The following is a 23,003-nucleotide window of genomic DNA, read 5'->3' as shown; positions in this document are numbered from 1 at the left end:
TCAGGTGCAGCAATCCATCGCTCGCCATGCCATCGAGATCGTAGCCATCACACGCCGACAAGACTGCTTCGGGACTCCAGTAAGTCCTCAGGTCAGCAAACACGTGAGCCCTATTGGTCAATAAGTGATATCACAAACGACGCCGTTTCCCTTTCCTTCTCCGCCAATCGGTCTGACCAAAGCGGGCTTGTTGTGATCGCGAACGGTGGAGGCGTTTCGCAGATGCGTGCGTGGTCCCGCACCGCCGGGAAGTTAGTTACGATGCGCTGCTTCGGCCGCAGCCGACAGTCGGTTGTGCTCGGCGGCCGTGATGTCGAACTGGCCGGCGGGTCGGGCTCGTCTGGACAACAGGTATTTCGCTCCTGTGCCACCCAGGCTTGTGGCGATAGTCTCTTAGATGGCGAGGTGGCGATCCGAAACCGAAACAACTCTTGACCCAAAGCTTCCCCGGGCCTATCGTTAATCGTAGATAGACGATATAAAAACGTTATGGCAAAGAAGTCAAAAACCAAATCGTGCGATTCGACACCGGTCAAGCTGAAAGCCGACCCGACGGCCGAGGAGTTTGCGCGGCTGGCTTGGGCGGTTGCCCATCCCGCCCGCGTTCAAATTGTTCGTCTGCTGATCGGTCGCGAGGCGTGCGTGTGCGGTGAGATCGTCGATTGTTTGCCGTTGGCCCAGTCCACCGTTTCACAACACTTGAAGATCCTGAAGGAGTCAGGGTTGATCCAAGGTGAAGTCGATGGACCAAAGGTTTGTTACTGCATCAACCCAAAGCAACTTGAAAGACTCAAGTCGCTCGTTGCCGATTTGTGACGTGAGTTTTTTTTGCGTTCTTTTATCGTATATCGCCGATATTCGATTTAACTTTGATACGACAGGAGATTTCCAATGCCGAAAGTCCAGATTTTTGACAAAGCCATGTGCTGCTCGACGGGGGTTTGTGGCCCGCAAGTCGATTCGGTTCTCCCGAAATTTGCGGCCGACCTGGAGTGGTTGCAAGCTCAAGGACACGATGTCGAACGTTTCAATCTCGCACAGGACCCCGCCGAGTTTGTCAAGAATGCAACCGTGCAGCAATGGTTGACCGACGAAGGCGTCGAGTGTCTGCCTCTGGTGATCGTTGACCAGCGCGTCGTCAGCCGCAGCGAGTACCCAACTCGCGAAAACCTCGCTTTGTGGACGGGGACTTCAACGAAAGCCATGGCGAGATTGCCAATGGCTTCCGACTCGGGATGCTGCGGCGGTGATTCCGGTTGCTGCTAGGGACTTCCAATGTTTGAGTAAGGGATTCGTCATGAACTTTCTAAATACGCCGACGCGAAACTTGTTCTTCACAGGCAAGGGTGGAGTTGGGAAGACGTCGATGGCGTGCGCGACCGCAGTGCAATTGGCTGATCGTGGGCGACGAGTCTTGTTGGTGTCGACGGACCCCGCCTCGAATCTAGACGAAGTTCTTGGGACTTCACTGGGAAATCGGCCGACGCCCGTCAACTCGGTTCCTGGTCTATTCGCGTTGAACCTCGACCCGGAAGCTGCCGCTGCTGAGTATCGGGAACGGATGGTCGGCCCTTATCGCGGCGTCCTTCCTGACGCTGCGGTGCGCAGCATGGAAGAGCAATTATCAGGATCTTGTACGATTGAAATCGCGGCCTTTGACGAGTTTGCGAAGCTCTTGGGTGACAAGGATGCTACCGCCGATTTTGATCACGTTATTTTTGATACGGCTCCGACCGGACACACGCTTCGGCTGCTGACTTTGCCATCGGCTTGGTCGGGATACATCGAGCAAAACACAACTGGCACTTCATGCTTGGGACCACTTGCAGGCTTGCAAGCCCAAGCAGCGGTGTATCAAAAAACGGTCGAAGCACTTGCTGACGCTGAGGCGACGACGTTGGTGCTGGTCACGCGCGCCGAGCCCTCCGCTTTTCGGGAAGCGGATCGCACAAGTGCGGAACTGCGACACCTCGGAGTCAACAATCAACACTTGATCATCAATGGTGTCTTCACCGCTGAGTCGACATCGGATCCGATTGCAACGGCAATGCAACAGCGAGCAGAGCAGGCGATCGAAGGCATGCCTGAATCGTTGCGGGGACTCAAGCAATCTGTTATTCCGCTGACTGGAGACGGACTCATGGGCGTCGAATCGTTGCGAACGATCGGTTCCGACCAGCATCCGGTACTTCCGACCTTGGATCAGATGACGTCGATTGAGTCTTATCCTGCGGGTCTTGGCGAGTTGATGGATGATTTGTCGAGCCAACGTCACGGAGTGATCTTAACGATGGGCAAAGGCGGAGTCGGCAAGACGACCATTGCGGCTGCCGTGGCTGTCGCACTCGCTGATCGCGGTTTTAAGGTTCACCTCTCTACAACGGATCCTGCGGCCCATGTTGCCGCGACCATGGCGGCCGATCAGCTTGTTGGTCTGACGGTCGGTCGCATCGATCCTGTTCAGGAGACGGCTGACTACCGCGATGAAGTGATGCGGACGGCAGGTGCTGATTTGGACGAAGATGGCCGTGCCCTTCTTGAAGAAGACTTGCGATCTCCTTGTACCGAAGAGATCGCTGTGTTTCGAGCGTTTGCAAAGGCGGTGAGCGAAGGCACGGATCGGTTCGTGGTTCTTGATACCGCTCCGACCGGACATACGATCTTGCTGCTTGATTCCGCATTGGCCTATCACCGGGAAGTGACGAGGCAGGCGAGCCAGATGCCCGACGCTGTTGAGAATCTTTTACCGCGATTGCGAGATCCTGATTTCACGCGAGTCCTGGTGGTCACACTTCCCGAGGCAACTCCGGTTCATGAGGCAGCCAAGCTTCAGCAGGATCTGCGTCGCGCGGAGATCGAGCCATATGCATGGGTAATCAATCAGAGTCTTGTGCCGCTTGACGTCTCGAATCGAACGCTTCGTCATCGACAAAACAATGAGTCGCCTTTCCTCGACGAAGTCACGAAAACCTTGGCAAGTCGCGTTGCTTTGGTCGCCTGGCAGACCGAGCCACCGACGGGGCTGACCGGCCTTCGGAGGATCACCGCAAACAACTCTTCTGCAACGACCTTTTGAGAGATGAAGCAGTAGTCATTTGACAACTTCAAATGATTGCTCTGTGAAACGAGTCAATCGGAGGCGATAGGCGGTCGCCCAGGCACTCTCGATACAGTTCACGGTGACCGCTACCGCCGTACCACTGATTGTTCACGCGATGCTAGATAGCAAGATGCACCGATTTTCGGTTAACATCATAAGAACAAAAATTCGTTCTGTTCGATTCAGGATCGTGTCCATGGCGATTGTCTCCAAACCCCATGTCACCCGCGAAGAATATCTTCACCGCGGCAAGAAGTTCCAACATTGTCGAACGATCCCGAGTTCGATGCATCACGTCTTGATCGCCCAAGACCGACACTCGATCGATTGCTAGGCCGTAAAGAAAAGTATGAAATAAAACCACAAGCGATATGACGCGATCATTGTCGGTGGCGGGCATAACGGATTGGTGGCGGCCAGTTATTTGGCGAAGGCTGGCAAATCCGTTTTGCTTTTAGAAGCACGCGACGAACTCGGCGGTGCCACCACCAGTGTCAATCCATTCCCTGAGTACGATGCGCGACTTTCGAGCTACTCTTATTTGGTCTCACTGCTGCCCGATCAGATTGTCCGTGATCTAGGAATTCGCTTCACGACCTTGGGACGCGCTGTCGCTTCGTACACGCCTTACCAGCGCGACGGTCGAAACGATGGACTCTTGGTTTCGGCCGATTGTCAACGAGAGCTTCTCACAATTGGAGGTAGCGTATCGTCAGGCTCACGGTGGACAGTTGCCCAATCCGTTGCCGCTTGAGATGTATTGTCATACTCTTACGGACCCATCGATCCTGTCCCAGGATTTGATTGCCAAGGGATTTCACACCCTCACCCTGTTTGGGTTGCATACTCCGGCGAAGCTCTTTGATACAGACGATCAGGGCATAAAGAAGCTAGCCAAAGAACGTGCTTTGTCCAGTCTGAATGAATTCTTGCTCGATCCCATCGAGTCCGTTCTCGCTCCATGTAGCGATGGTTCCTTGGCAATTGAGGTGAAATCACCGCTGGATCTGGAGCAGGAAATCGCTCTGCCACGGGGAAATATTTTTCATCGTGATCTCGACTTTCCATTCCTCGATGACCATGATTTAGTCCTCATCGAAACCCGAAGCGTGAGCGAGGGATACATACAAAGGACTTAATGGTGATGAATCCCTTGCTCACGCTTCGGGTTACGATTAAATCAACACGCCGCAAGCGGGTTGCGTAGCAAAGTGCTACGCCGCTAATGGACTATGTTCCCTGTCCGTCAATGTTCCCTGTCCGTCAATGTTCCCTGTCCGTCAACAGATTCGGTAACACAACAGTTAGACTTAGAATGCAAAACACCCAAGCACTGGCCACGTTTCTGTTTGCCTTTATTCTCCTTTCCGCACAAGTGGCCGAGGCTCAGTCAAAGCCGCTCCGAGTGTTTATCCTCGCGGGCCAGTCGAACATGGAAGGACATGCGGAAGTCCGGACCTTTGATTACATCGGCAACGATCCGGCGACGGCACCTTTGCTCAAGGAGATGCGTAATCCCGATGGAACACCTCGGGTATGTGACCAGGTTTGGATGTCCTATTTGACCGGGCCTTATGATGGCAGTGCGAATGGCGAGGGCTTGGGGAAATTGACCGCAGGCTTTGGTGCACGCGGAGACCAACCCACTAAGGATCGCGGAAAGATTGGACCTGAGTTCACCTTTGGCATCGCGATGGAGAAAGAACTGAAGGAACCCATCCTCATCATCAAGACTGCTTGGGGCGGCAGGTCGCTCAACACCGAATTTCGTCCGCCAAGCGCCGGGCCATACAAGCTGTCCAAGCAGATTCAAGATCGGTGGGACAAACATCCGCAAGGTGCCCACGGCATTCCCAAGCTTGAAGATCGAAAAAAATGGCAGGAAGACAAAGAGGCGGCTTCAGGCGTGTTCTACCGCATGATGGTTGAGCATGTGAAAAAAGTACTCGCAGATCCCGCTCGGGTCTGCCCCGCCTATGATCCCAAGGCGGGTTACGAGCTTGCGGGGTTTGTATGGTTTCAGGGTTTCAACGATCTCGTCGATGGCCAGACCTATCCGAATGGCGATTACGATGAATACTCACGTCTATTGGCACATTTCATCCGCGACGTTCGCAATGACCTTTCCGCTCCGAAGATGCCATTCATCATTGGCGTACTTGGTGTCGATGGCGAGCAGAATGTCAACTTCCGCAAAGCCATGGCCGCTCCCGCTGAAATGCCCGAGTTCAAGGGGAACGTGGTTGCTGTTGATACCGCTCCTTTTTGGGATCGTGTCATCGAAGCCGCTGTACCCAAGCAGGGCGAGTATAACGAGATCGTCGGTACGGCTCACAAATTGAAAGCAGATGGCTCGCTCGATACAAAGCGGACATGGGATAAGTTTTGGAAGCCGATTGGAAAGCCTTTGCCAGAGCAGCGAGAATGGCGTTTCGTCACGGTCGATGCCACCGAAACGAGTGACAAATTGGAAAAGTTCACCGATAGGAGATTCCGTGACATCACACTGCCAGCCGGAATGGAGAATTGGTATTTACCCGAGTTCGATGACCGCCAATGGACAACAGGCAAGGCACCCATTGGCAAGGGCGTTTGGAATCACAGCGGAATCACATTGGACGAGTATTCGTCAATGTGGGGCAAAGAAGAGTTCCTGCTCATGCGTTCCACTTTTGAAGTTGATGACCTTGACTACGATTCCTATCGTATCGCGATTCTGGCGCGACAGGGGTATCATGTTTATTTGAACGGCCACAGGATTCATACCTACATCTGGTGGCAGGATAAGCCGCAATACCGATCCATTGTCCTCGACAAACAACAGACTCAATACTTGAAAGAGGGAAAGAACGTCTTGGCGGTTTATGCTAACGACCAATACGCTCCAAGCTCGCCAGAACACTATGCGGCGCTCGATGCATGGATTGAGGGACTCACCAAGGCGGATCAGGAGAAGCTCGACCTCGCTTTGGAGGAAGTCCTTTCTCCCAAAGACAGAGAAGCACTTCAAGGCGCATCCAATGGCGGCTATCACTACTTCGGTAGTGCCAAAATATTCGCTCAAATTGGAAAGGCCTTCGCCGAAGCGAACCTCAGACTCATCAAAAAATAAGAGCTCACAAGCAGAGACTTCAGAGGTAACCTGCCCAACTCGTAAGGCCTCGATGTTGGGGAGCTTTTGTATTCCACAATGGAGGAAACCTGATCGTGAACTCGCAACTTCTCTTACTTGATGGCACCAACTGAAACGAACAGGTCGACGATCGGGGTCGGATACTCTCGCCCGATTTGTACGCCGTATCGAGCTTGGTCCTCACGGCTGAGTTTCCAGGGCTCATGAATCCGGTCACTCGGAATGTTGGCCAGCACCGGCAACCAGTGCCGAACGTAATCCCCGTCGGGGTCGTAATCGCGAGCCTGTTTTGTGATGTTGAAAAAACGAAAGCCTCGCGCGTCGTTGCCCACGCCAGCGACGTAGTTCCAATTGCCGTAGTTGGACGCCACGTCATAGTCGATCAACAAGGATTCGAACCACTCGGCTCCCATTCGCCAATCGATCCCTAAGTTCTTCGTCAAGAAGCTTCCGACGTTTTGGCGACCTCGGTTGGACATGAATCCGGTGGCGGCGAGTTCTTGCATGTTCGCATCAACGAGTGGGTAGCCGGTCCGACCCTGCTTCCAAGCGTCCATTCGTTCGACGTCACGCAACCACGGTAATTGAGTTTGTTGCAAACCGCCAATTTGGAACAGATGTCGACCGTGCTTGGCGGCGATGAAATGAAAATAGTCTCGCCACATCAGTTCGAAGATCAGCCAGTAAGTCGATTCGTTCGCGACACGTTCTCGCTCGTAACGGCTGACTTCCGCCGCGATCGTTCGCGGGGAAAGACTTCCATTGGCCAGCCAAGGCGAGAACTTGGACGAATCATCGACGGCCAGCATTCCGTTGCGAGTTTGTTTGTAAACGCGTAATCGATCGCGGTCCCATAGGTATTCCTGCAGTCGTTCCATTCCCGCGGTCTGGCCACCTCGATAGTCTCGGTGGCTGCGTTCATCGAACTTCGGTGGCTCGACACCGAGTTCGGTAGCGCCAGGAAGATCGCCGACAACACAGCATTCCGGCAGTCGGCAATGAATCGAATCCGGTGCCGCGAGCGGATCGCGATGGGACGATGACTTTTCGATTGATTTTCGATAGTGCGTAAAAATCTCGGGGACCTGTGCGATCTCGAACGGTAAATCTTCAGGCAGGTGCAACGTTCCAGCCCAACGGTGAACGGTTCTGACACGGCCGCGTTGACATGCGAGTTCGACCGCCTGCTCGATGTCGTATTCCTCGGTTCCCGGTTCGCGGTGGTAGTGAACTGAATCGATCGATAGCTCCTGGATCAACTGCTCGATCGTTTCTTCCGGTTTGCCGTGGCGCACGATCAATTCGCCCCCGAGACGCCGAAGCTGGTCGCGGAGATCGGCAACCGATTCGATCAGAAACCGCGTCCGATGCGGACCTGTCCGATCGAATCCGAAGCGAGAGCGTCCGAATTGACGTGGATCGAAGCAGTACAGGGCGAAAGTGTTGCCCCCGCTTCCTGCATGCTCCGTCGCGATCCGTAGCGGCTCGTGATCATGGGTGCGTAAATCATTTCGAAACCAAACCAAACAATTGGCCATCTCGAGTCGCTCTGAAAATAGGCAGGATTGCACCGAATCAAAACGTCGGTGCATCGGGTTTGGGCACATGCGATCGCCTGCGTACCGAAAGTGCCGACGAGGAAGGATTGCAACCCGCACAGTCCTGCTGCACGAACCGTTGTGAAACACGACGGTTTCACGCAGTCGCGGGTTATCTTGCGAATTGACTTTAACGATTAGAGGGTTTGGAACGTTATCCGGCACGTTGGTTGCTTTGCATGCAAACGCCCGATCGACGACGGCAACTTGAAACACATTCTTGCAACGTTTTGGAGACGAAGATGAAAAAATGGGTCCGACTTGGATTGGCTCTCGCGGTGACCGGATCGATGTTGGCGGTCCAGGCACCGACGGCCGAGGCCGGCTTGTTCGCCAAGCTGTTTGGAAAGAAAGACGAATGTTGCTGTTGCGAGCCTGAACCGGTTTGTTGCGAGCCGGAACCGGTGTGCTGCGAGCCAGAACCTGTTTGTTGCGAGCCCGAACCGGAACCGGTGTGCTGTGAGCCCGAACCAGAACCCGTTTGCTGCGAACCAGAGCCCGAACCAGTGTGCTGTGAGCCGGAGCCGGCTCCAGAGCCATGCTGCGCGAGTTATTCGATGCCCGAATTAGCTCCAGGCGAGGTACTGGTTTCGATCTCGCCGATTCTAATGCCCGCGAATCGTTCGACGGTGCAAGTTGCCGTCAAGACGCCCGTCAGGATGGCTGACAACGGCGTGATGCTGGTGAAATCTATGAAATAACCAACCGAGCAAGTGCTTGAAGATGGGGATCCTCCGTCCACGGAAACGTGGGCGGAGGATTTTTTGTTGGTTTCGGCTTGGCACTGACTTTGCGGTCTCTTATCGCATTGGGCGACGACCCGACCGATCCAAGTCTCGCCCTCCTCAGCCCGACAATCCCCCAACTCGACAATTCGTTGTCAAGAAGCAATCATGGGCAGTGTTCAGTCCACCCTCTGACCCTCTTTCAGGCAGCAAACATTTGGCAACGGTCACGAACGATCCTTGGACGATCGAAGATTCAGCGGCGCAGTACGGCATCGAACGATGGGGCGATGGCTATTTTTCGATATCGCCCGATGGCACCGTATTGGTTTCTCCGGACCCGACCCAACCTGGTTTCATTGACCTGAAGGCTCTCGTCGATCGTTTGCTTGAGCGTGGCTTGGAGTTGCCCATCCTGATTCGATTCAATGGCATTTTGCGGGACAGATTGCGTCGTCTCGATCAGTGCTTTAGCAAAGCGATCGAAGATCATGCTTACGGGAATAAGTATCGCTGCGTCTTTCCAATCAAAGTCAACCAGCAGCGTGAAGTCGTCCAGCAGATCGTCGAGGAAGGTTCGAAGCTGGGGTTTGGAATTGAAGCGGGCAGCAAACCGGAACTACTCGCGGCTGTCGCGATGGGCACGTTGGAAGTGCCGATCATCTGCAACGGATTCAAGGACGAGGAGTTCATTCGTTTGGCACTGTTGGCCCAGCGTCTCGGTCGGACGGTTTTGCCGGTCGTGGAAAAAGTCAGCGAGCTGGATTTGATTTTGAAGGTGGCCGAGGAGGTCGGCGTTCGCCCGACATTCGGCATCCGCGTGAAGCTCGCCACCCGAGGCAGTGGACGTTGGCAAGCCAGCGGCGGATACCGAAGCAAGTTCGGCTTGACGGTCGCCGAAGTGCTCGCCCAATTGGATCGCCTGTTAGAGATGGGCATGGGCGATTGTTTTCAGTTGTTGCATTTTCATGTCGGCAGCCAGATCGGTAACATTCGCCAATTGAAGTCGGCGATTTTGGAAGCGGCCCGGATCTACATCGATCTGAAACAACGGGGGGCGGCGATGGGTTATCTCGACGTCGGTGGTGGACTCGGAGTCGATTACGACGGTTCCCAAACCGACAACGAATCGAGCATGAATTACACGGTGCAAGAGTATGCCAACGACGTCGTCTATCACGTGCAAACAGTTTGTGATGAAGCCGAAGTGCCGCATCCGCAATTGATCTCCGAAAGCGGACGAGCGATCGCGGCCCAACACAGCGTCTTGGTGATGGAGACATTGGGTGTGACCAGCCAGGGAGCGTCCGATCTTCCGGAATGGGCCCAGGTTTCATCTGACGATGCGGCCGCCGAGGAACCCGCGTTCAGCGACGACAATCTTGGCGAGAATCGACTCGACGAAGCGACACTAGCATCGCGACTGCAATCCGAAAAGCCTTGCGGTCCGCCCGAGGAATACGAGCAACCTGTCCATGATCTGTGGGATGGTTACAAGAACCTGACGCCGGAGAATATGCTCGAGACGTTCCACGACGCGCAGGTCGCGTTGGACCTCAGCATGAATTTATTCAGCGGCGGATACTTGCCGCTCGAGCAACGCGTCGCGGCCGAAACATTGTTCTTTGAAATCTGTCATCGGGCACGCGATTTCGCGAATGAACTCGACGAGATTCCGGAAGACTTTCAGCATCTCGATCGAATGTTGTCGGACATTTACTTTGCGAACTTTTCGCTATTTCAATCGATGCCCGATTCATGGGCGATCGATCAATTGTTCCCGATCATGCCGATCCACCGGTTGGAGGAAGAGCCGACGCGTCATGCGGTCTTGGGCGACATCACTTGCGACAGCGACGGCAAGATCGATGCGTTTGTTGGAGACGGTCGCCGTACCGAAACGTTGATGTTGCATCCGCTGCGTCCGAACGAATCGTATCAATTGGCCGTATTCATGGTCGGCGCTTACCAAGAAATCCTTGGTGACCTCCACAACCTGTTCGGTGATACGCATGCGGTTCATGTCGAACTCGATGGCGAGATCACCAAGATTCGATCCATCGTCAAAGGCGACACGGTTCGCGAAGTGCTCGGATACGTGCAATACGAAGACCGCGAACTGGTCGAAGCGATCCAACAAGCAGTCGAAAACGCGGTCGTTCACGAACGCATCAATCACCAACAAGCCGGCCAAACGGTCGCCGCCTACGAGCGGGCCTTGGCGGGTTACACTTATTTGACATCGCACCGCAACGCGGTCGCGATCGAAAACGAAGAAATCGTATTGCCCAAATAATCAACCAGTAGTCTGGGTCAAAAGTAGGCTGGGTCGCAGCGATAGCGAAGACCCGGCAACCAAAGCCAATCGCCAATCGCCAATAGCCAATAGCCAATAGCCATCTGCCGGGTGTTCGTCGCCAAAGCTCTCCTCCACCCAGCCTACGTCGATCCACCGAGATGGCGATCACTTCCGATCGGCTGGCAAAAACGTTAGTCTGACAGACTCACTCCTATATTGTCGCCTTCTCAAACTTTCATATCTCCGATGGCCGACTCCACGATCCCGATCGCTGCCGCTCCCAAGGGCAAACCCTTCAAGCCCGCCGAGGCCAATGCCAAGCATCCGTTGGCACCTTACAAGACGATGACCGACGACGAATTGCGGACTCGAATCGAAGCGGTTCGTGGCGAACTCGGTGAGGAGCTCTTGATTCTCGGGCATCATTACCAGCAAGACGAAGTCATCGCGCACACCGACTTGCGAGGCGACAGTTATCAACTATCTGAGATGGCCGCCAAGAGCCAGAAGTGCCGCACCATTGTGTTTTGTGGCGTCCACTTCATGGCGGAAACGGCCGACATTCTTGCCAACCGTCCCGATCGCGTGGCCGCTCGAAACGGACGTCGAGTCGACGTGTTGTTGCCCGACATGGCGGCGGGTTGCTCGATGGCCGACATGGCCGGGATCGCGCAAGTCGAAGCCGCTTGGCAGGACATGGGCGAAATCATCGACACCGAACAAGTTATTCCGGTCACGTACATCAACAGCGCCGCGAGTTTAAAAGCGTTCTGCGGTCGGCATGGCGGTATCGTTTGCACGAGCAGTAACGCACGAGCGGTATTGCAATGGGCGTTCGAACGCGGACAGCGGGTTTTCTTTTTCCCCGATCAACATCTCGGGCGCAACACCGCGTTGACGATGGACATCACCGAAGACCAAATGCCCGTGTGGGATCCATACGCGTTGGAAATGGGCGGCAACACCGACGAGGCGATCGAGAATAGCCGCGTGATCTTATGGAAAGGCCACTGCAGCGTTCATCAGATGTTCCGCGCCGAACACGTCGCCCGGTTCCGAGCTGAACACCCCGGGATCCAAATTTTGGTTCATCCGGAGTGCCCTCGCGAGGTCAACGATATCGCTGACATCAGCGGAAGTACGGGGAAGATCATCAGCACCGTTCAAGCCGCCCCGGCGGGAACGAAGTGGGCGATCGGTACGGAGTTGCACTTGGTCAATCGACTCAAAGCGGAACACCCCGAACAGGAAATTCATTTCCTCAGTCCGGTCGTTTGCATGTGCGCGACGATGTACCGGATCGACTTGCCACACTTGGCGTGGACATTGGAAAACCTGCGAGACGGCGAGCTGGTCAATACGATCCGCGTCGACGACGAAACGACCAAGTGGAGTCTGATCGCGTTGGAACGCATGTTGGCGGTGAAGTAAAGCGGCATGAGCAATCCGTTGGCGTCCGATTCACTGATTTCCCCAACGCCAACGCGTGGGTATTTAATCGCGGCCGCGATCGCCGGCGCAACCGCGATCATCATCGGTGCGTTCGGAGCCCACGGTTTGCAATCGTATTTACCTGAAACCGGAATCGACGCCGAAACACTCGAGCGACGATTGAGCCAGTTCGATACCGGAGCGAGGTACCACCTTGCTCACGCGGTCGTGTTGCTCGTGCTGGCCGCTTCCTCGTTCACGCCGACAAGATTTTTTCGGCTTGCGTTTGCGTTGATGATCGCGGGGATCGTGTTGTTTTCGGGCAGCCTCTACCTCCTCGTCTTGACCAATACGCCTGCCCTCGGCGCGATCACGCCGCTCGGCGGGACGAGTTGGATCGTCGCGTGGTGCTTGCTCGGGTTTTGTCGACGATCACGGCCGGGTGAGCGGTGAACGTCGATCGCACTCGCGTTCTCTTGATGGCCAGTTCGATGCGGGGCGGTGGCAGCGAACACCAAGTCGCGCTGTTGGCCGAACACCTGCCTCGGGAATCGTTCGAAGTTCATCTTTATCTGACCCACCGAGTCGGCGATCTGCTTCCGCGCATACCGGACGACGTCGTCATCCATTCCCCCGAAGCCGCGCCAGTTTCGTTCTTGGAAAAGGTCCTCAATCGTTGGCCGGGCCGAATTCTTCGCAATCAGGCGAGAGACTTTGATGCGTTACTGCGTCGCGAAAAGATCGACGTCGTATACGACCGAGCGTTTCACAATACGCTGATCGCCGGGCATCCGTCGGTCACGACTCCGGTTCGACGAGTTTCGACGATCGTCAGTCCGCCGCACTTGGCACTGCCGAGTGTCGAGAAACGATTCGTCCAACAGAAACGCCGTCGATTGGCGGATGCCTATCGGCGCAGTGACGAAGTCATCGCGGTCAGCCACGCCGTCGCGGAATCGGCATCTCGCTATTACGGTCTGCCAATCGAACGGATTTCCGTGATCCGCAACCCGGTCGATCTCAACGCAATTCGATCCAGCGTTCAACTCTCTGAGCTTCCCATGCGGAGCACGATCGACCAACGACGACTGAATCTCGTTTGCGTGGGTCGGATGAGTTCGGAAAAGGGACAGGGAGATTTGGTCGAGGCGATCGCCCGATTGCCGCAACCGTGGCCCGAAGATTTCCCGAGATTCAGGGTTCGTTTCATCGGCGACGGCCCGTTACGCGGAGAGTTGCAGCGGCGGGCCGAGTCGCTGGCGGATTCCAAGGGGACGGTCAACGGTCACGAGATCGAATTTTGCGGAATCATTTCACCTGCGGTCGGCGAGATTGCCGCCGCAGACGCATTGGTATGTCCGTCACATTTTGAAGGCATGCCCAACGTGGTGCTTGAGGCGTTCGCGTTGGGAACGCCGGTTATCGCCACCCGTGCCGGCGGGACCGCTGAACTTCAGTCGGATCCGTCCGAACCGACGTGTTTTTGGGCCGACCCAGGCGACCCGAACTCGCTTTCGCTTGCATTGTTGCAATTTGTCGAGGATTCGGAACATGGAAGATTCCAGGTCGATTCCGCCGCGCGGTGGGTTATTGGCAACCATTCGGTGGGGCCAATCGTCGGTGAAATCATTGCCAAACTGCAAGGAACGGCTGCAAAACGATCACGCCGGTGATGGAGTGCAATCTGTCGCAACGCGATCGCGTGCGGTATCGTCGATAAACGAACGCTATCGGCGTGTTGATTTAGTGAGCCGACGCCGCTATCGGGCCGATGATTTGGTTTGCATCGTAACCCGAAGCGTGAGCGAGGGATACCTACAAAGGATTTAATGGCGTTCAATCCCTCGCTGACGCGTCGGGTTACGATTCAATCAACACGGCGTTATCGGGCGGTTGATTTGGTTTGCATCGTAACCCGAAGCGTGAGCGAGGGATACTTACAAAGGATTTAATGGCGTTCAATCCCTCGCTGACGCGTCGGGTTACGATTCAATCAACACGGCGCTATCGGGCGGTTGATTTGGTTTGCATCGTAACCCGAAGCGTGAGCGAGGGATACTTACAAAGGATTTAATGGCGTTCAATCCCTCGCTGACGCGTCGGGTTACGATTCAATCAACACGGCGTTATCGCGTTGTGGCCGATTGCACTCGAAGGCGGGCAATCGGCACAACCGTTATATTCCTCGGTGCGTATAAGGCCGTTGCGTGGAGGCTCGCAAAATCGCCAATTTTGTTGACACCCATTTTCGAGCCCAATTATACTCTTGGATTGCACTCCCCACCTTCTCTTCACTCGTCCCTTCGGAACCCTTTTCCCATGAATCTCCTCGGGAAATCCTTCTCGGTTTTGATCTTGCTGCTCAGCGTCGTGTTCATGGTTTTGGCCCTCGCGGTCAACGCTTCGCACCGCAATTGGCGGGATGTAGTCCTGGCCGATGACGGTCTGAAAGCTCAAATCGAAACGATCGCGCGAACCAACAACGAACTGCGCGACTCACGGGCTCGCACCCAAGCGGCACTCGATCGTGAGCAAGCCGCTCGACGAACCGCCTTGGCGGCATTGCAAACCCAGCTCGATCAGCTCGAATCGCAACTTCGTGAGAGTGAATCGACCGTACAACAACTCCAAGCTAAGAACACCGAGTTGGCTCAATTGGACCGTAGTCGAGCCGAAGAACTCGAAAAGTTAACTGCGGAAACCGCGAAACTACGGCAGGCGATTCGTGACGAGCAGCAAGATCGCGACAATCTGTTTGCCGAAACTCTGTCGTTGACCGACCAAATGAATAGCCTGCGAGGGATCGTTCAGCTTCAACAAGATCGGAACGATCAATTGATGACCCAGGTGACCCGGTACAAGGAAGTCGTCGACGCGGCTGGATTGAACATGAACGATCCGCTTGATGGTGCTCCGCCAGAGCGAAACGGAAAGGTTTTGGTCGTCAATCATCCTCGCAAGTTGGTCGAAGTGTCGATCGGTTATGACGATGGATTGCGAGCCGGTCATTTTCTCGAGGTCACTCGCGGTGGTCGTTATGTCACTCGCTTGCGAGTTCGAGAGACCGAGCCCGATCGGGCGGTCGCCGAAATTTTGCGTGACTACAGCGAAGGTAACATTACGGAGGGCGATCGTGTCGACACAACTATCGAATGAACCTGGCGTCCGCTCGACCAAACAACCACCATCGGTTTTCACGGTCATGTTGTTGTTGGCGACTTTGTTCATGTTGATCGCGGTGATCGCGATGTACATGGAGTTGAACCGTTGGGCGCCGGATTTCTACAAGACCAGCACCGCTCGCCCGAACGTGATGGTCCGCCCAGCGATCGATCATCACTACGCGTAAAGACGCCAAGTAGCAGATGGTGGTAGGCACAATCGTCGTTTTCTTCAAACGCAGAGCACGCTGAGACGCAGAGAATCGCGGAGTTTGATGCCGTATGTTGAATGCCAACTTTTGCGGCCCTCTGCGCCTCGGTGAACTCTGCGTTTAGACGTTAGCATGGAATCATTGAAGGTCGCTAATCGCTCGCGCGTTTTAGATTCGGCGTCTAAAAGTCGCCGGTACGGTTTGCTAACGCAATAATAAACCGGCGACCGCTCCGGTCATGCAGCACGCGAGCAGTCCGCCGAACATGGCACGCAATCCAAGCTGGGCCAGTTCCGCTTTGCGTTTCGGTGCCAAACCGCCCACGCCGCCGACTTGAATGCCGATCGCGGCAAAGTTGCTAAATCCGGCCAACGCGTAGGTCAGTACTTGAGCCGATCGAGCGCTGATCGGTGGTTCGTCTCGACGCATCATTTCGCCGAGTTGTTGAAACGCGACAAACTCGTTGGCGACGGTTTTCATGCCGATCAATTGTCCGGCGACCAAACATTCTCCCGCCGGAATGCCGATCAGCCACGCCAACGGTGCCCCGAGGTAACCGAGGATCAAGCCTAACGACACAAGTGCCTCGCCGTCTGGGCCGACCCAACCGATCGCTTGACATGTGCCCGCAAGCAACGTGTCGATCAAAGCGATCAAGGCCAAGAATGCGATCAGCATCGCCGCCACGTTGATGGCCAATTTCATCCCTTCGCTGGCCCCTTCGACAGCGGCACCGATCACGTTGGTCGACGATAGCGACTCGCTCGACGGGGAAACTAAGTCGACCATCGAATCCGGATCGTTCGAGACGGCGGGCGATTCCTCCGCATCATGTTCGAGGGGAAGGTTCGTCGAATCGCATCGATCGGTCTCGGGAACCATCACTTTCGCGATCAACAAAGCCGCCGGGGCGCTGATCACCGACGCGGTCAGCAGGTGTCCGATGTCGATCCCCATCCCGGCATACGCACCCAGCAATCCGCCCGTCACGGTCGCAAATCCGCCGGTCATCATCGCGCACAATTCGCTGCGGGACATCGTGTCCAGATAAGGTCGCACAACCAGCGGTGCTTCGGTGTGGCCGACGAAGACATTCGCGGCGGCGGCGAGCGTTTCGGGGCCGCTCGTGCCCAACGTGAAACGCATGACCCAAGCCATGGCGGCCACCAAACGCTGCATCACGCCGAGGTAATACAGAACGCTCATCAACGAGGAAAAGAAAATCACCGTCGGCAAGACGCCGAATGCGAACGTGGCCAACAATCCGCCGGACGAGGAATCGCTCGTTGAAAATAGAAAGCCGCTTCCGACATCGACATTGCTCATTACGGAAGTGAAGGCATCTCCGATCCGTGAAAACAGCCAACGTCCCGCACGCGTGCCCGTTACGAGATAGGCCAAGACGACTTGCAAGAACAAACCGCCCAAGACGACCCGCCAAGGAAACCGACGACGATCGGTGCTGATCGACCACGCGAGGCCGACGAAAACGACAATGCCGATTAGGCAGGCCGCTCGAGATGATAATTCTTCCAAGGATTCATTCCCCCGTTGAGGACGTCATTAGAACCGATTCGCAACCTGAGGGAAACGGCGGCCTAGTCGTTCTCAACGAGCATTCGCGGCGTTCTTAGACCAGCGTTTCTGAGACAACAAACGGAACAACCACCACACGAAGAGCCCGACGACGACCGCCGTGCTGACCCAACCGAGCGGACCGGTTAAGTCAGCATAGTTGTTACCCAGCCACCAACCCAGCGACGCCAACAACGCGGTCCAGGCGACGGTGCCGATGGCCGTGTAGATCGCGAACGGAAGGAAGCTCATGTTCGAAAATCCAGCCGGCAGACTGATCAACGTTCTTAATCCAGGAATCAATCGACAAATCAATACGGCCCAACCACCCCAGGAATCAAACCATTGGTCGACGCGATCGATATCTTTGGGCGAGATCGTCAACCAAGCCCCGTGATGGTCGACCCATCGTGAAAGTCGATCTTTGCCGATCCATAGCCCAACGCCATACCACAACAGCGCGCCGAGGAACGATCCGATGCTTCCTGCGGCGACTACCGCCAACAACGAATGGTCGCCCTGACTCACCGAATAGCCTGCCCAAGGCATGACCACTTCCGATGGAATCGGCGGAAAGATGTTCTCGATCAACATCAAAAAAGCGACGCCCATAACGCCAAATTGTTCGAGTGTGTTCTGAATCCATTGGTCCATTTTGCATCGCCTGTTCAAACAAGTTCATCCACCCAACATCGATCGAGTCGCAAACGATCGCGACTACGAAAGAACGGGGGCGTCAACGGAATGGGTTCGCAAAGACCGTTCCATTGGTCAGAAGGTTCCAACTGAACAATCGGCGCGATGATTGCAGACAGCTTCTATTCGAAAGCAACTCCACTCAAAGCCGAGACTGAAAATGACCCAGCCCATGTCACGCCGCAACTTCACGCAATTCGCCAGCCTTGCGGCCGTCGCAGCGACCGCGAGTCAGCAAGCAGGAGCTAGCGATTCGTCTTCTCCGTCACCGTCCAACTCAGCCAGCTCCTCGCAGATTCAGCCCGTCGGCGGCAACACGATCGAAACGACCGGAAACAAGATTCCGCTCGCTCCGCCCAACGATCAGCCGCCCAACCTGCCGATCCCGGAAGTTCCCAAAAAGAAAATGGGCTGGGCCGTCGTCGGTCTGGGGCAACTCGCACTGGGCCAAATCATGCCGGCGTTCGGCCTGTGCGACTACAGTGAACCGCGGGCGTTGGTCAGCGGTCATCCTGCCAAAGCCAAAACGGTCGCAAAGGCCTACGATGTCGCTAAAGACGCGATCTACCAATATGACAATTTTGATGAAATCGCCAACGATGATCGGATCGACATCGTCTACATCGTGCTGCCCAACTCGATGCACGCCGAGTACACCATCCGAGCCCTTGAGGCCGGCAAGCATGTCTTGTGTGAAAAGCCAATGGCGGTTTCGATCGACGAGTGCCAACGGATGATGGACTCCGCCGAGCAAGTCAATCGGCAACTGATGATCGCTTATCGGTTGCACTACGAACCCTTCAATCGCAAAGTGATGCAAATGTGCGACGAAAAGCGGTTTGGCGAGATCAAGACATTCAGCGGTAGCTTTTGCATCAATGTCGATGCCCCTAACATTCGCTTGGCACGTGAGCTCGGAGGCGGGCCGGTCGGCGATGTCGGTGTTTATCCGATCAATGCGGCGAGATACGTGACCGGCGAAGAACCCGTCGAGGTGTTCGCTCACGCTCATCAACCCGGCGACGATCCGCGGTTTCGCGAAGTCCCCGAAAGTGTGTCGTGCTTGCTGAAGTTTCCCTCAGGAGTCCTGGCGAACTTGGACTGCAGTTTTAATACCCATCGCAGCGACTTCTATCGCGTTGCGTGCGCCGACGGCGTGATCGAACTATCGCCCGCGTTCAGCTACAACGGACAGCGACTGATGACTCACCAGCCGTCCGGTTCCGACGAACCGAACGTGGTGATCCAGCACGAGCTTTCGGCCGTCAACCAATTTGCATCCGAGATGGATCACTTTTCACAGTGCATCATCAACAACCAAGCCAACCGCACGCCAGGAAAAGAAGGACTCGCAGACATGCGGATTCTTGCGGCGTTAGACGAATCGATCCGTCAATCGCGACCCGTCAAAATGAATTGAATTCCGAGCTTGATCCTACGGTAACCCGCAGCGCAACGGGCTGTTGATTTAGTCGTTTAACGGCAAGCCGCAGGCGACAGAGTTTGAGAACGCCGATGCCTGCGGCTTGCCGTTAAACGAAAACGCCCAATCGTGCACTCAATCAACAGCCCGGCAAGCGAGGGATAAACAGGAATCCCTCGTTTACGCAGCGGGTTACGATTGTCGGTTCCGTCAAGAATAGCCGCTACGTTGGACGACTTGCGTATCAACGCGATGAATTCAGCTGAGCAACCACAACGCCAACCAACATCGGAACGAGCGCCATCGCCGCGTCGGAGAAACGTCCGATCGGCGGGCTCGTGAGTGCGACGAATGTGATTTTCATGAGCGCGTAGCTGACGGTGACCATCACGAGTGGCTTGATCGGAGACCAATCGATCGCGTTCTTTTGTACCGAACTACGGGTTGACCAGACGAAAGCCCAAACCGCCAACGCAATCCAACATGGAAAATAAACCGGATGCATCACCATGTTCGCGGCCGACCCCCAAACTCCGCGTCGAATCGCCAATGCAAGCCATTTGGCATATCGCCAGGGATACTCGGCAACAATCGCCGAGTCGAGCTTTGACAACGCTCGATGCTGGACCACGACATCCCCGCCGATCACCCTTTCCGCTGCCGGGATGACGATTGAATAGGTCATTTCGTCCCAGCGGTTTTCCAACGACATGTAACTGTCCGCTCGAGAATGCATGTCCATCACCTCCCAGCGGGCGCGGCCGATGGCGGCTCCGAGATCGGCAAGCGGCGGATCGAATCGCTCCTTCGTCAGATCAGCGAGTTCATCGTTGTCGAGCAATTGAGTGGTGACGGCGGCCATGTTCTGATGACCGAAGGGCAAGATTCCATAGTCACCGGTGACCGACCCGCGGAATCCACACCAGACAATCAACGCGACCAGCGGCAGCATGATTATCCCGATCGCGTCGAACCATCGCGTTCGTCCAACCACATAAGCTGAACCGGCAGGGCGAAACATCATCGCCGCAAACATCCACGGCATCAGAAAAAGATAGGCGGGACGAATCGCAATCACCGCGATCACCAGCGTTCCGATCGCGATTGTTGTTCGCCATGAGTTCCCGACTCTCCACACTCGCACGACGAGTGCCGCGATGATCATCCCAAGCGACATGGAAATTGAATCCGTCGCGATCGTATTGATGTGGTCCCAAAAGGTATTGGTAACGGCGAAGGCGATACAGCCGACAATGGCGGCGCGGCGTGGCACCGACCATCGGAACAACTCGTCAAGCCAAACGGTGACGGCGATCGCATGCACGACGATCTGGAAAATCACCAGTGCCTGCAACGAAGACTCACCCGACGAGAAAAGCAACTCGCTCGCCCGAATCAGTAACGGGTAACCGGGTGTGCGGACCGAACGAGCGACTTCATCGGCTGAAGCGAACCGATAGTCGATGTAGCTTGGTGTATCAGACACCAAGTGGGGTGTCATCCGTCCGCTAACGAAACAGACCAGCATCAACGCCGCAATCGCGGTCGCCAATCGCAACGGAAACGTCTTCGGCGACGGCGTCATGGACTGGCCATTCAAACGACCGATCCTTTATCGCTTGATCTCGAACGCGAACAGCAAATCTTGGTCACGGATGAATAAGGTTTGATTGGCAATCACCGGGTGCGCCCAGATCGCTCCGCGATCACGCGGAATCGACGTTTGTTTGGGCAGGGTCAACGTCCCCTTGTTTAGGAAACCCTTGCGACTCGGTTCGACCAACATCACCGTTCCGTCACCGTCGTTGTAGCAATACAATCGACCGTCGGCATAGGCGATCGATCCGCTCTTATTGCCACGCAGTTTTTCTTCCCACAACGTGTCGCCGGAGGGAAGGTCTTGGGCCATCCAGGTTCCCCCGTTGGCTTTCGTGAATCCGTAGATGACTTGGTCGACTAAGACGACGCCACCGTGATGATTCATCATGGTCTTGCCGTCGAGGTGATAGACTTGATCAGCGCGAAGGGTGTTCCCCGAGGCGGTCAGTTTCAGCAACACGTTCCCGGCCCCGTAGTCGCTCGTATGGTAGACCAAATCGCCGGTCACGATCGGAGTTGGGATCGTGGCGACGTCATTGCCAGTGGTCGGATTCTCGAACAGCTTGTTTCCGTTCTGACAATCAAATGCGACCACCCCTTTATTCGATGCGGTGACGTAATAGTTCACGCCGCCAAAGTTGCCTTTGATCACCGAGACATAATGCGAGGGCGCGTCGTAACCCCGCGATTGCCAAACTAATCGTCCGGATTGCCGGTCCAATCCGACCATGAAGTTCGCTCCACCGGGGCAAACGATCACACGGTCGCCGTCAATGAGAATCGATTCACTGTATCCCCACTTGGGAATCTGGCCACCGTACTCTTTGACCAAATCAACGGACCACAAGACGTCGCCGGAATCCTTTTTCAATACGGCGACGGTGCCGACGTCCGAGAGCACAAACACTTGATCGCCGTCGATCGTCGGTGTACTGCGTGGTCCCGCGCCCCAGCCGACGTTGTAGTCACCGTTAGCACCGGCTCGCGAGACGTTCGTTTTCCAAAGACTCTTACCGGTTTGTGAGTCCAAGCACACGGCGAAGCAGTTCTGTTCGTCGGCACCCATCGTGAACAAGCGCCCGTCGACGATCGACATGCTGCTGTAGCCTCGACCCATTTGGCTCGATTCCCACTTCAACGCCGGTCCATCGGTTGGCCAAGATTGGGCCAACAACTGCGGGGCGGCATGTCCGTCGCGTTGCGGACCTCGCCACTGAGGCCAATCCGTTTCGGCGGCGTTCACGAAACCGGTCGACATACCGGTGAACAACAGTAACAAGGCAATTAATCGAGACTTCGTCATGGCGTTGGAGTTTGTTTTTGGATCAGTTGGCAGAGACATGAATTGCGTCAAATCGAACTTCAGGCTTCCCTGCCCGTTGACGGTATTCTAAAGCACACCCTTGGTCGACGGGATAGTGGTGTTTCGTGGATCTTTTTCGACCGCCATCCGGATCGCTCGGGCGGTTGCTTTGAAGACGCACTCGGAGATGTGGTGAGCGTTCTTGCCGTGGTGCAAAACGACGTGCAAATTGCACTTCGCGTTCGCCGCGAAGGATTGCCAGAAATGTTCCACCAGTTCGCTGTCAAACGTTCCGATCTTCGAAGCCCCGATCGGCGCGTGGTATTCGAACGCATACCGTCCTCCCATGTCGACCGCCGAGGTGACCAGGCATTCGTCCATCGGCAACGTGAAATGGCCGTAGCGATAAACGCCCGCTCGATCCCCGAGTGCTTGGTCGATCGCTGTTCCCAACGCGATGCCCACGTCCTCGGTCGTGTGGTGGTCGTCGACGTGAAGGTCGCCGGTGGCTTGAACGGTCAAATCGATCAACGAATGTTTCGCGAACAGATCAAGCATGTGGTCGAAAAAACCGACGCCGGTTCGACGCGAACCACTGCCCGTGCCGTCAAGGTCAACGGAAAGCTCGATTTGGGTTTCGCCGGTTCGGCGCTGAATCGTGGCGGTTCTTGGCATTCTGATTGAAGATTGAAGATTGAAGATTGAAGATTGAAGATTGAAGATTGAAGATTGAAGATTGAAGTTGACG

The 23,003-nt window shown here is 55.4% G+C and carries 21 protein-coding genes; 15 read left to right on the top strand and 6 right to left on the bottom strand.

Annotated features, from left to right (window positions below):
* Positions 1-489: 489 nt before the first annotated feature.
* The 7 genes from Pla100_RS02100 (at position 490) to Pla100_RS30285 (ending at position 6,212) form a co-directional block, all read left to right on the top strand.
* A complete protein-coding gene (locus tag Pla100_RS02100; protein WP_146576006.1) occupies positions 490-816 on the top strand; it encodes an ArsR/SmtB family transcription factor in 327 nt (108 codons plus the stop codon).
* A gap of 75 nt (positions 817-891) precedes the next feature.
* Complete coding sequence (gene arsD / locus Pla100_RS02095) at positions 892-1,266, top strand: arsenite efflux transporter metallochaperone ArsD (RefSeq protein ID WP_146576005.1); 375 nt, start codon at positions 892-894, stop codon at positions 1,264-1,266.
* Positions 1,267-1,297: 31 nt separating this feature from the next.
* Positions 1,298-3,076 carry an arsenical pump-driving ATPase gene (arsA, locus tag Pla100_RS02090; protein ID WP_146576004.1) on the top strand — a complete coding sequence of 593 codons (1,779 nt, stop codon included), beginning with the start codon at positions 1,298-1,300 and terminating at the stop codon, positions 3,074-3,076.
* A gap of 220 nt (positions 3,077-3,296) precedes the next feature.
* Entirely contained in the window at positions 3,297-3,434 is a 138-nt protein-coding gene (locus tag Pla100_RS30290; RefSeq protein WP_197167642.1) for a hypothetical protein, read from the top strand.
* A gap of 45 nt (positions 3,435-3,479) precedes the next feature.
* Positions 3,480-3,854, top strand: coding sequence for an FAD-dependent oxidoreductase (locus tag Pla100_RS32355; RefSeq protein WP_146576574.1), 375 nt, complete (start codon positions 3,480-3,482; stop codon positions 3,852-3,854).
* Complete coding sequence (locus Pla100_RS02080) at positions 3,751-4,239, top strand: hypothetical protein (protein ID WP_146576003.1); 489 nt, start codon at positions 3,751-3,753, stop codon at positions 4,237-4,239. Before Pla100_RS32355 ends, Pla100_RS02080 begins: the two co-directional genes overlap by 104 nt.
* 176 nt (positions 4,240-4,415) lie before the next feature.
* Positions 4,416-6,212: a sialate O-acetylesterase gene (locus Pla100_RS30285; protein WP_197167641.1), complete on the top strand. Its 1,797-nt coding sequence runs from the start codon at positions 4,416-4,418 to the stop codon at positions 6,210-6,212.
* Between the two features lie 113 nt (positions 6,213-6,325).
* Here Pla100_RS30285 and Pla100_RS02070 read toward each other — a convergent pair whose 3' ends face one another.
* Complete coding sequence (locus Pla100_RS02070) at positions 6,326-7,825, bottom strand: DASH family cryptochrome (RefSeq protein ID WP_231602575.1); 1,500 nt, start codon at positions 7,823-7,825, stop codon at positions 6,326-6,328.
* A 248-nt stretch (positions 7,826-8,073) separates the two neighbouring features.
* On the opposite strand from Pla100_RS02070, the gene Pla100_RS02065 reads away from it, so the two are divergent.
* The 7 genes from Pla100_RS02065 (at position 8,074) to Pla100_RS02035 (ending at position 15,635) form a co-directional block, all read left to right on the top strand.
* Complete coding sequence (locus Pla100_RS02065) at positions 8,074-8,532, top strand: hypothetical protein (protein ID WP_146576002.1); 459 nt, start codon at positions 8,074-8,076, stop codon at positions 8,530-8,532.
* Between the two features lie 241 nt (positions 8,533-8,773).
* Entirely contained in the window at positions 8,774-10,852 is a 2,079-nt protein-coding gene (gene speA / locus Pla100_RS02060) for a biosynthetic arginine decarboxylase (RefSeq protein ID WP_146576572.1), read from the top strand.
* 249 nt (positions 10,853-11,101) lie between these two features.
* Positions 11,102-12,286 carry a quinolinate synthase NadA gene (gene nadA / locus Pla100_RS02055; RefSeq protein ID WP_146576001.1) on the top strand — a complete coding sequence of 395 codons (1,185 nt, stop codon included), beginning with the start codon at positions 11,102-11,104 and terminating at the stop codon, positions 12,284-12,286.
* Between the two features lie 6 nt (positions 12,287-12,292).
* Positions 12,293-12,739, top strand: a complete 447-nt coding sequence (locus tag Pla100_RS02050) for a DUF423 domain-containing protein (protein WP_146576000.1) — start codon at positions 12,293-12,295, stop codon at positions 12,737-12,739.
* A complete protein-coding gene (locus Pla100_RS02045; RefSeq protein ID WP_231602574.1) occupies positions 12,736-13,959 on the top strand; it encodes a glycosyltransferase in 1,224 nt (407 codons plus the stop codon). Before Pla100_RS02050 ends, Pla100_RS02045 begins: the two co-directional genes overlap by 4 nt.
* A gap of 703 nt (positions 13,960-14,662) precedes the next feature.
* A complete protein-coding gene (locus Pla100_RS02040; protein ID WP_197167706.1) occupies positions 14,663-15,442 on the top strand; it encodes a hypothetical protein in 780 nt (259 codons plus the stop codon).
* On the top strand, positions 15,420-15,635 hold the full coding sequence (locus tag Pla100_RS02035; protein WP_146575998.1) for a hypothetical protein: 216 nt from the start codon (positions 15,420-15,422) through the stop codon (positions 15,633-15,635). The genes Pla100_RS02040 and Pla100_RS02035 overlap by 23 nt, the downstream gene beginning before the upstream one ends.
* A 228-nt stretch (positions 15,636-15,863) precedes the next feature.
* Here the strand turns inward: Pla100_RS02035 and Pla100_RS02030 are convergent, their stop codons facing one another.
* Entirely contained in the window at positions 15,864-17,195 is a 1,332-nt protein-coding gene (locus tag Pla100_RS02030; protein ID WP_146575997.1) for a NupC/NupG family nucleoside CNT transporter, read from the bottom strand.
* A 72-nt stretch (positions 17,196-17,267) separates the two neighbouring features.
* Positions 17,268-17,846: a DedA family protein gene (locus tag Pla100_RS02025; protein WP_231602573.1), complete on the bottom strand. Its 579-nt coding sequence runs from the start codon at positions 17,844-17,846 to the stop codon at positions 17,268-17,270.
* Between the two features lie 256 nt (positions 17,847-18,102).
* Here Pla100_RS02025 and Pla100_RS02020 point away from each other — a divergent pair, with 256 nt between their 5' ends.
* Positions 18,103-19,350 carry a Gfo/Idh/MocA family protein gene (locus tag Pla100_RS02020; RefSeq protein ID WP_231602572.1) on the top strand — a complete coding sequence of 416 codons (1,248 nt, stop codon included), beginning with the start codon at positions 18,103-18,105 and terminating at the stop codon, positions 19,348-19,350.
* A 247-nt stretch (positions 19,351-19,597) separates the two neighbouring features.
* Here Pla100_RS02020 and Pla100_RS02015 read toward each other — a convergent pair whose 3' ends face one another.
* The 3 genes from Pla100_RS02015 to hisB all read right to left on the bottom strand — a co-directional run bounded on the left by Pla100_RS02015 (position 19,598) and on the right by hisB (position 22,930).
* Positions 19,598-20,938, bottom strand: a complete 1,341-nt coding sequence (locus tag Pla100_RS02015) for a hypothetical protein (protein ID WP_146575994.1) — start codon at positions 20,936-20,938, stop codon at positions 19,598-19,600.
* 27 nt (positions 20,939-20,965) lie between these two features.
* Positions 20,966-22,255, bottom strand: a complete 1,290-nt coding sequence (locus Pla100_RS02010) for an outer membrane protein assembly factor BamB family protein (RefSeq protein WP_231602571.1) — start codon at positions 22,253-22,255, stop codon at positions 20,966-20,968.
* Between the two features lie 87 nt (positions 22,256-22,342).
* Positions 22,343-22,930: an imidazoleglycerol-phosphate dehydratase HisB gene (hisB, locus tag Pla100_RS02005; protein WP_146575992.1), complete on the bottom strand. Its 588-nt coding sequence runs from the start codon at positions 22,928-22,930 to the stop codon at positions 22,343-22,345.
* Positions 22,931-23,003 lie beyond the last annotated feature (73 nt).

It is taken from the genome of Neorhodopirellula pilleata (genome assembly GCF_007859915.1).
Classification (GTDB): Bacteria; Planctomycetota; Planctomycetia; order Pirellulales; family Pirellulaceae; genus Rhodopirellula; species Rhodopirellula pilleata.
The sequence above is the reverse complement of the archived record's forward strand: the minus strand, read 5'-3'. Positions and strand labels throughout refer to the sequence as shown.

Excerpts from the sequence above, each read along its gene's own strand:
- arsA (WP_146576004.1), top strand. The coding sequence starts at position 1,298 with ATGAACTTTCTAAATACGCCGACGCGAAACTTGTTCTTCACAGGCAAG.
- Pla100_RS02050 (WP_146576000.1), top strand. The coding sequence starts at position 12,293 with ATGAGCAATCCGTTGGCGTCCGATTCACTGATTTCCCCAACGCCAACG.
- nadA (WP_146576001.1), top strand. The coding sequence starts at position 11,102 with ATGGCCGACTCCACGATCCCGATCGCTGCCGCTCCCAAGGGCAAACCC.
- Pla100_RS02100 (WP_146576006.1), top strand. The coding sequence starts at position 490 with ATGGCAAAGAAGTCAAAAACCAAATCGTGCGATTCGACACCGGTCAAG.
- Pla100_RS02025 (WP_231602573.1), bottom strand. The coding sequence starts at position 17,846 with ATGGGCGTCGCTTTTTTGATGTTGATCGAGAACATCTTTCCGCCGATT.
- Pla100_RS02065 (WP_146576002.1), top strand. The coding sequence starts at position 8,074 with ATGAAAAAATGGGTCCGACTTGGATTGGCTCTCGCGGTGACCGGATCG.
- Pla100_RS02010 (WP_231602571.1), bottom strand. The coding sequence starts at position 22,255 with ATGACGAAGTCTCGATTAATTGCCTTGTTACTGTTGTTCACCGGTATG.
- hisB (WP_146575992.1), bottom strand. The coding sequence starts at position 22,930 with ATGCCAAGAACCGCCACGATTCAGCGCCGAACCGGCGAAACCCAAATC.
- Pla100_RS02080 (WP_146576003.1), top strand. The coding sequence starts at position 3,751 with ATGGACTCTTGGTTTCGGCCGATTGTCAACGAGAGCTTCTCACAATTG.
- Pla100_RS02070 (WP_231602575.1), bottom strand. The coding sequence starts at position 7,825 with ATGCACCGACGTTTTGATTCGGTGCAATCCTGCCTATTTTCAGAGCGA.
- Pla100_RS02015 (WP_146575994.1), bottom strand. The coding sequence starts at position 20,938 with ATGACGCCGTCGCCGAAGACGTTTCCGTTGCGATTGGCGACCGCGATT.
- Pla100_RS30290 (WP_197167642.1), top strand. The coding sequence starts at position 3,297 with ATGGCGATTGTCTCCAAACCCCATGTCACCCGCGAAGAATATCTTCAC.
- Pla100_RS30285 (WP_197167641.1), top strand. The coding sequence starts at position 4,416 with ATGCAAAACACCCAAGCACTGGCCACGTTTCTGTTTGCCTTTATTCTC.
- arsD (WP_146576005.1), top strand. The coding sequence starts at position 892 with ATGCCGAAAGTCCAGATTTTTGACAAAGCCATGTGCTGCTCGACGGGG.
- Pla100_RS02040 (WP_197167706.1), top strand. The coding sequence starts at position 14,663 with ATGGTTTTGGCCCTCGCGGTCAACGCTTCGCACCGCAATTGGCGGGAT.
- Pla100_RS02020 (WP_231602572.1), top strand. The coding sequence starts at position 18,103 with ATGTCACGCCGCAACTTCACGCAATTCGCCAGCCTTGCGGCCGTCGCA.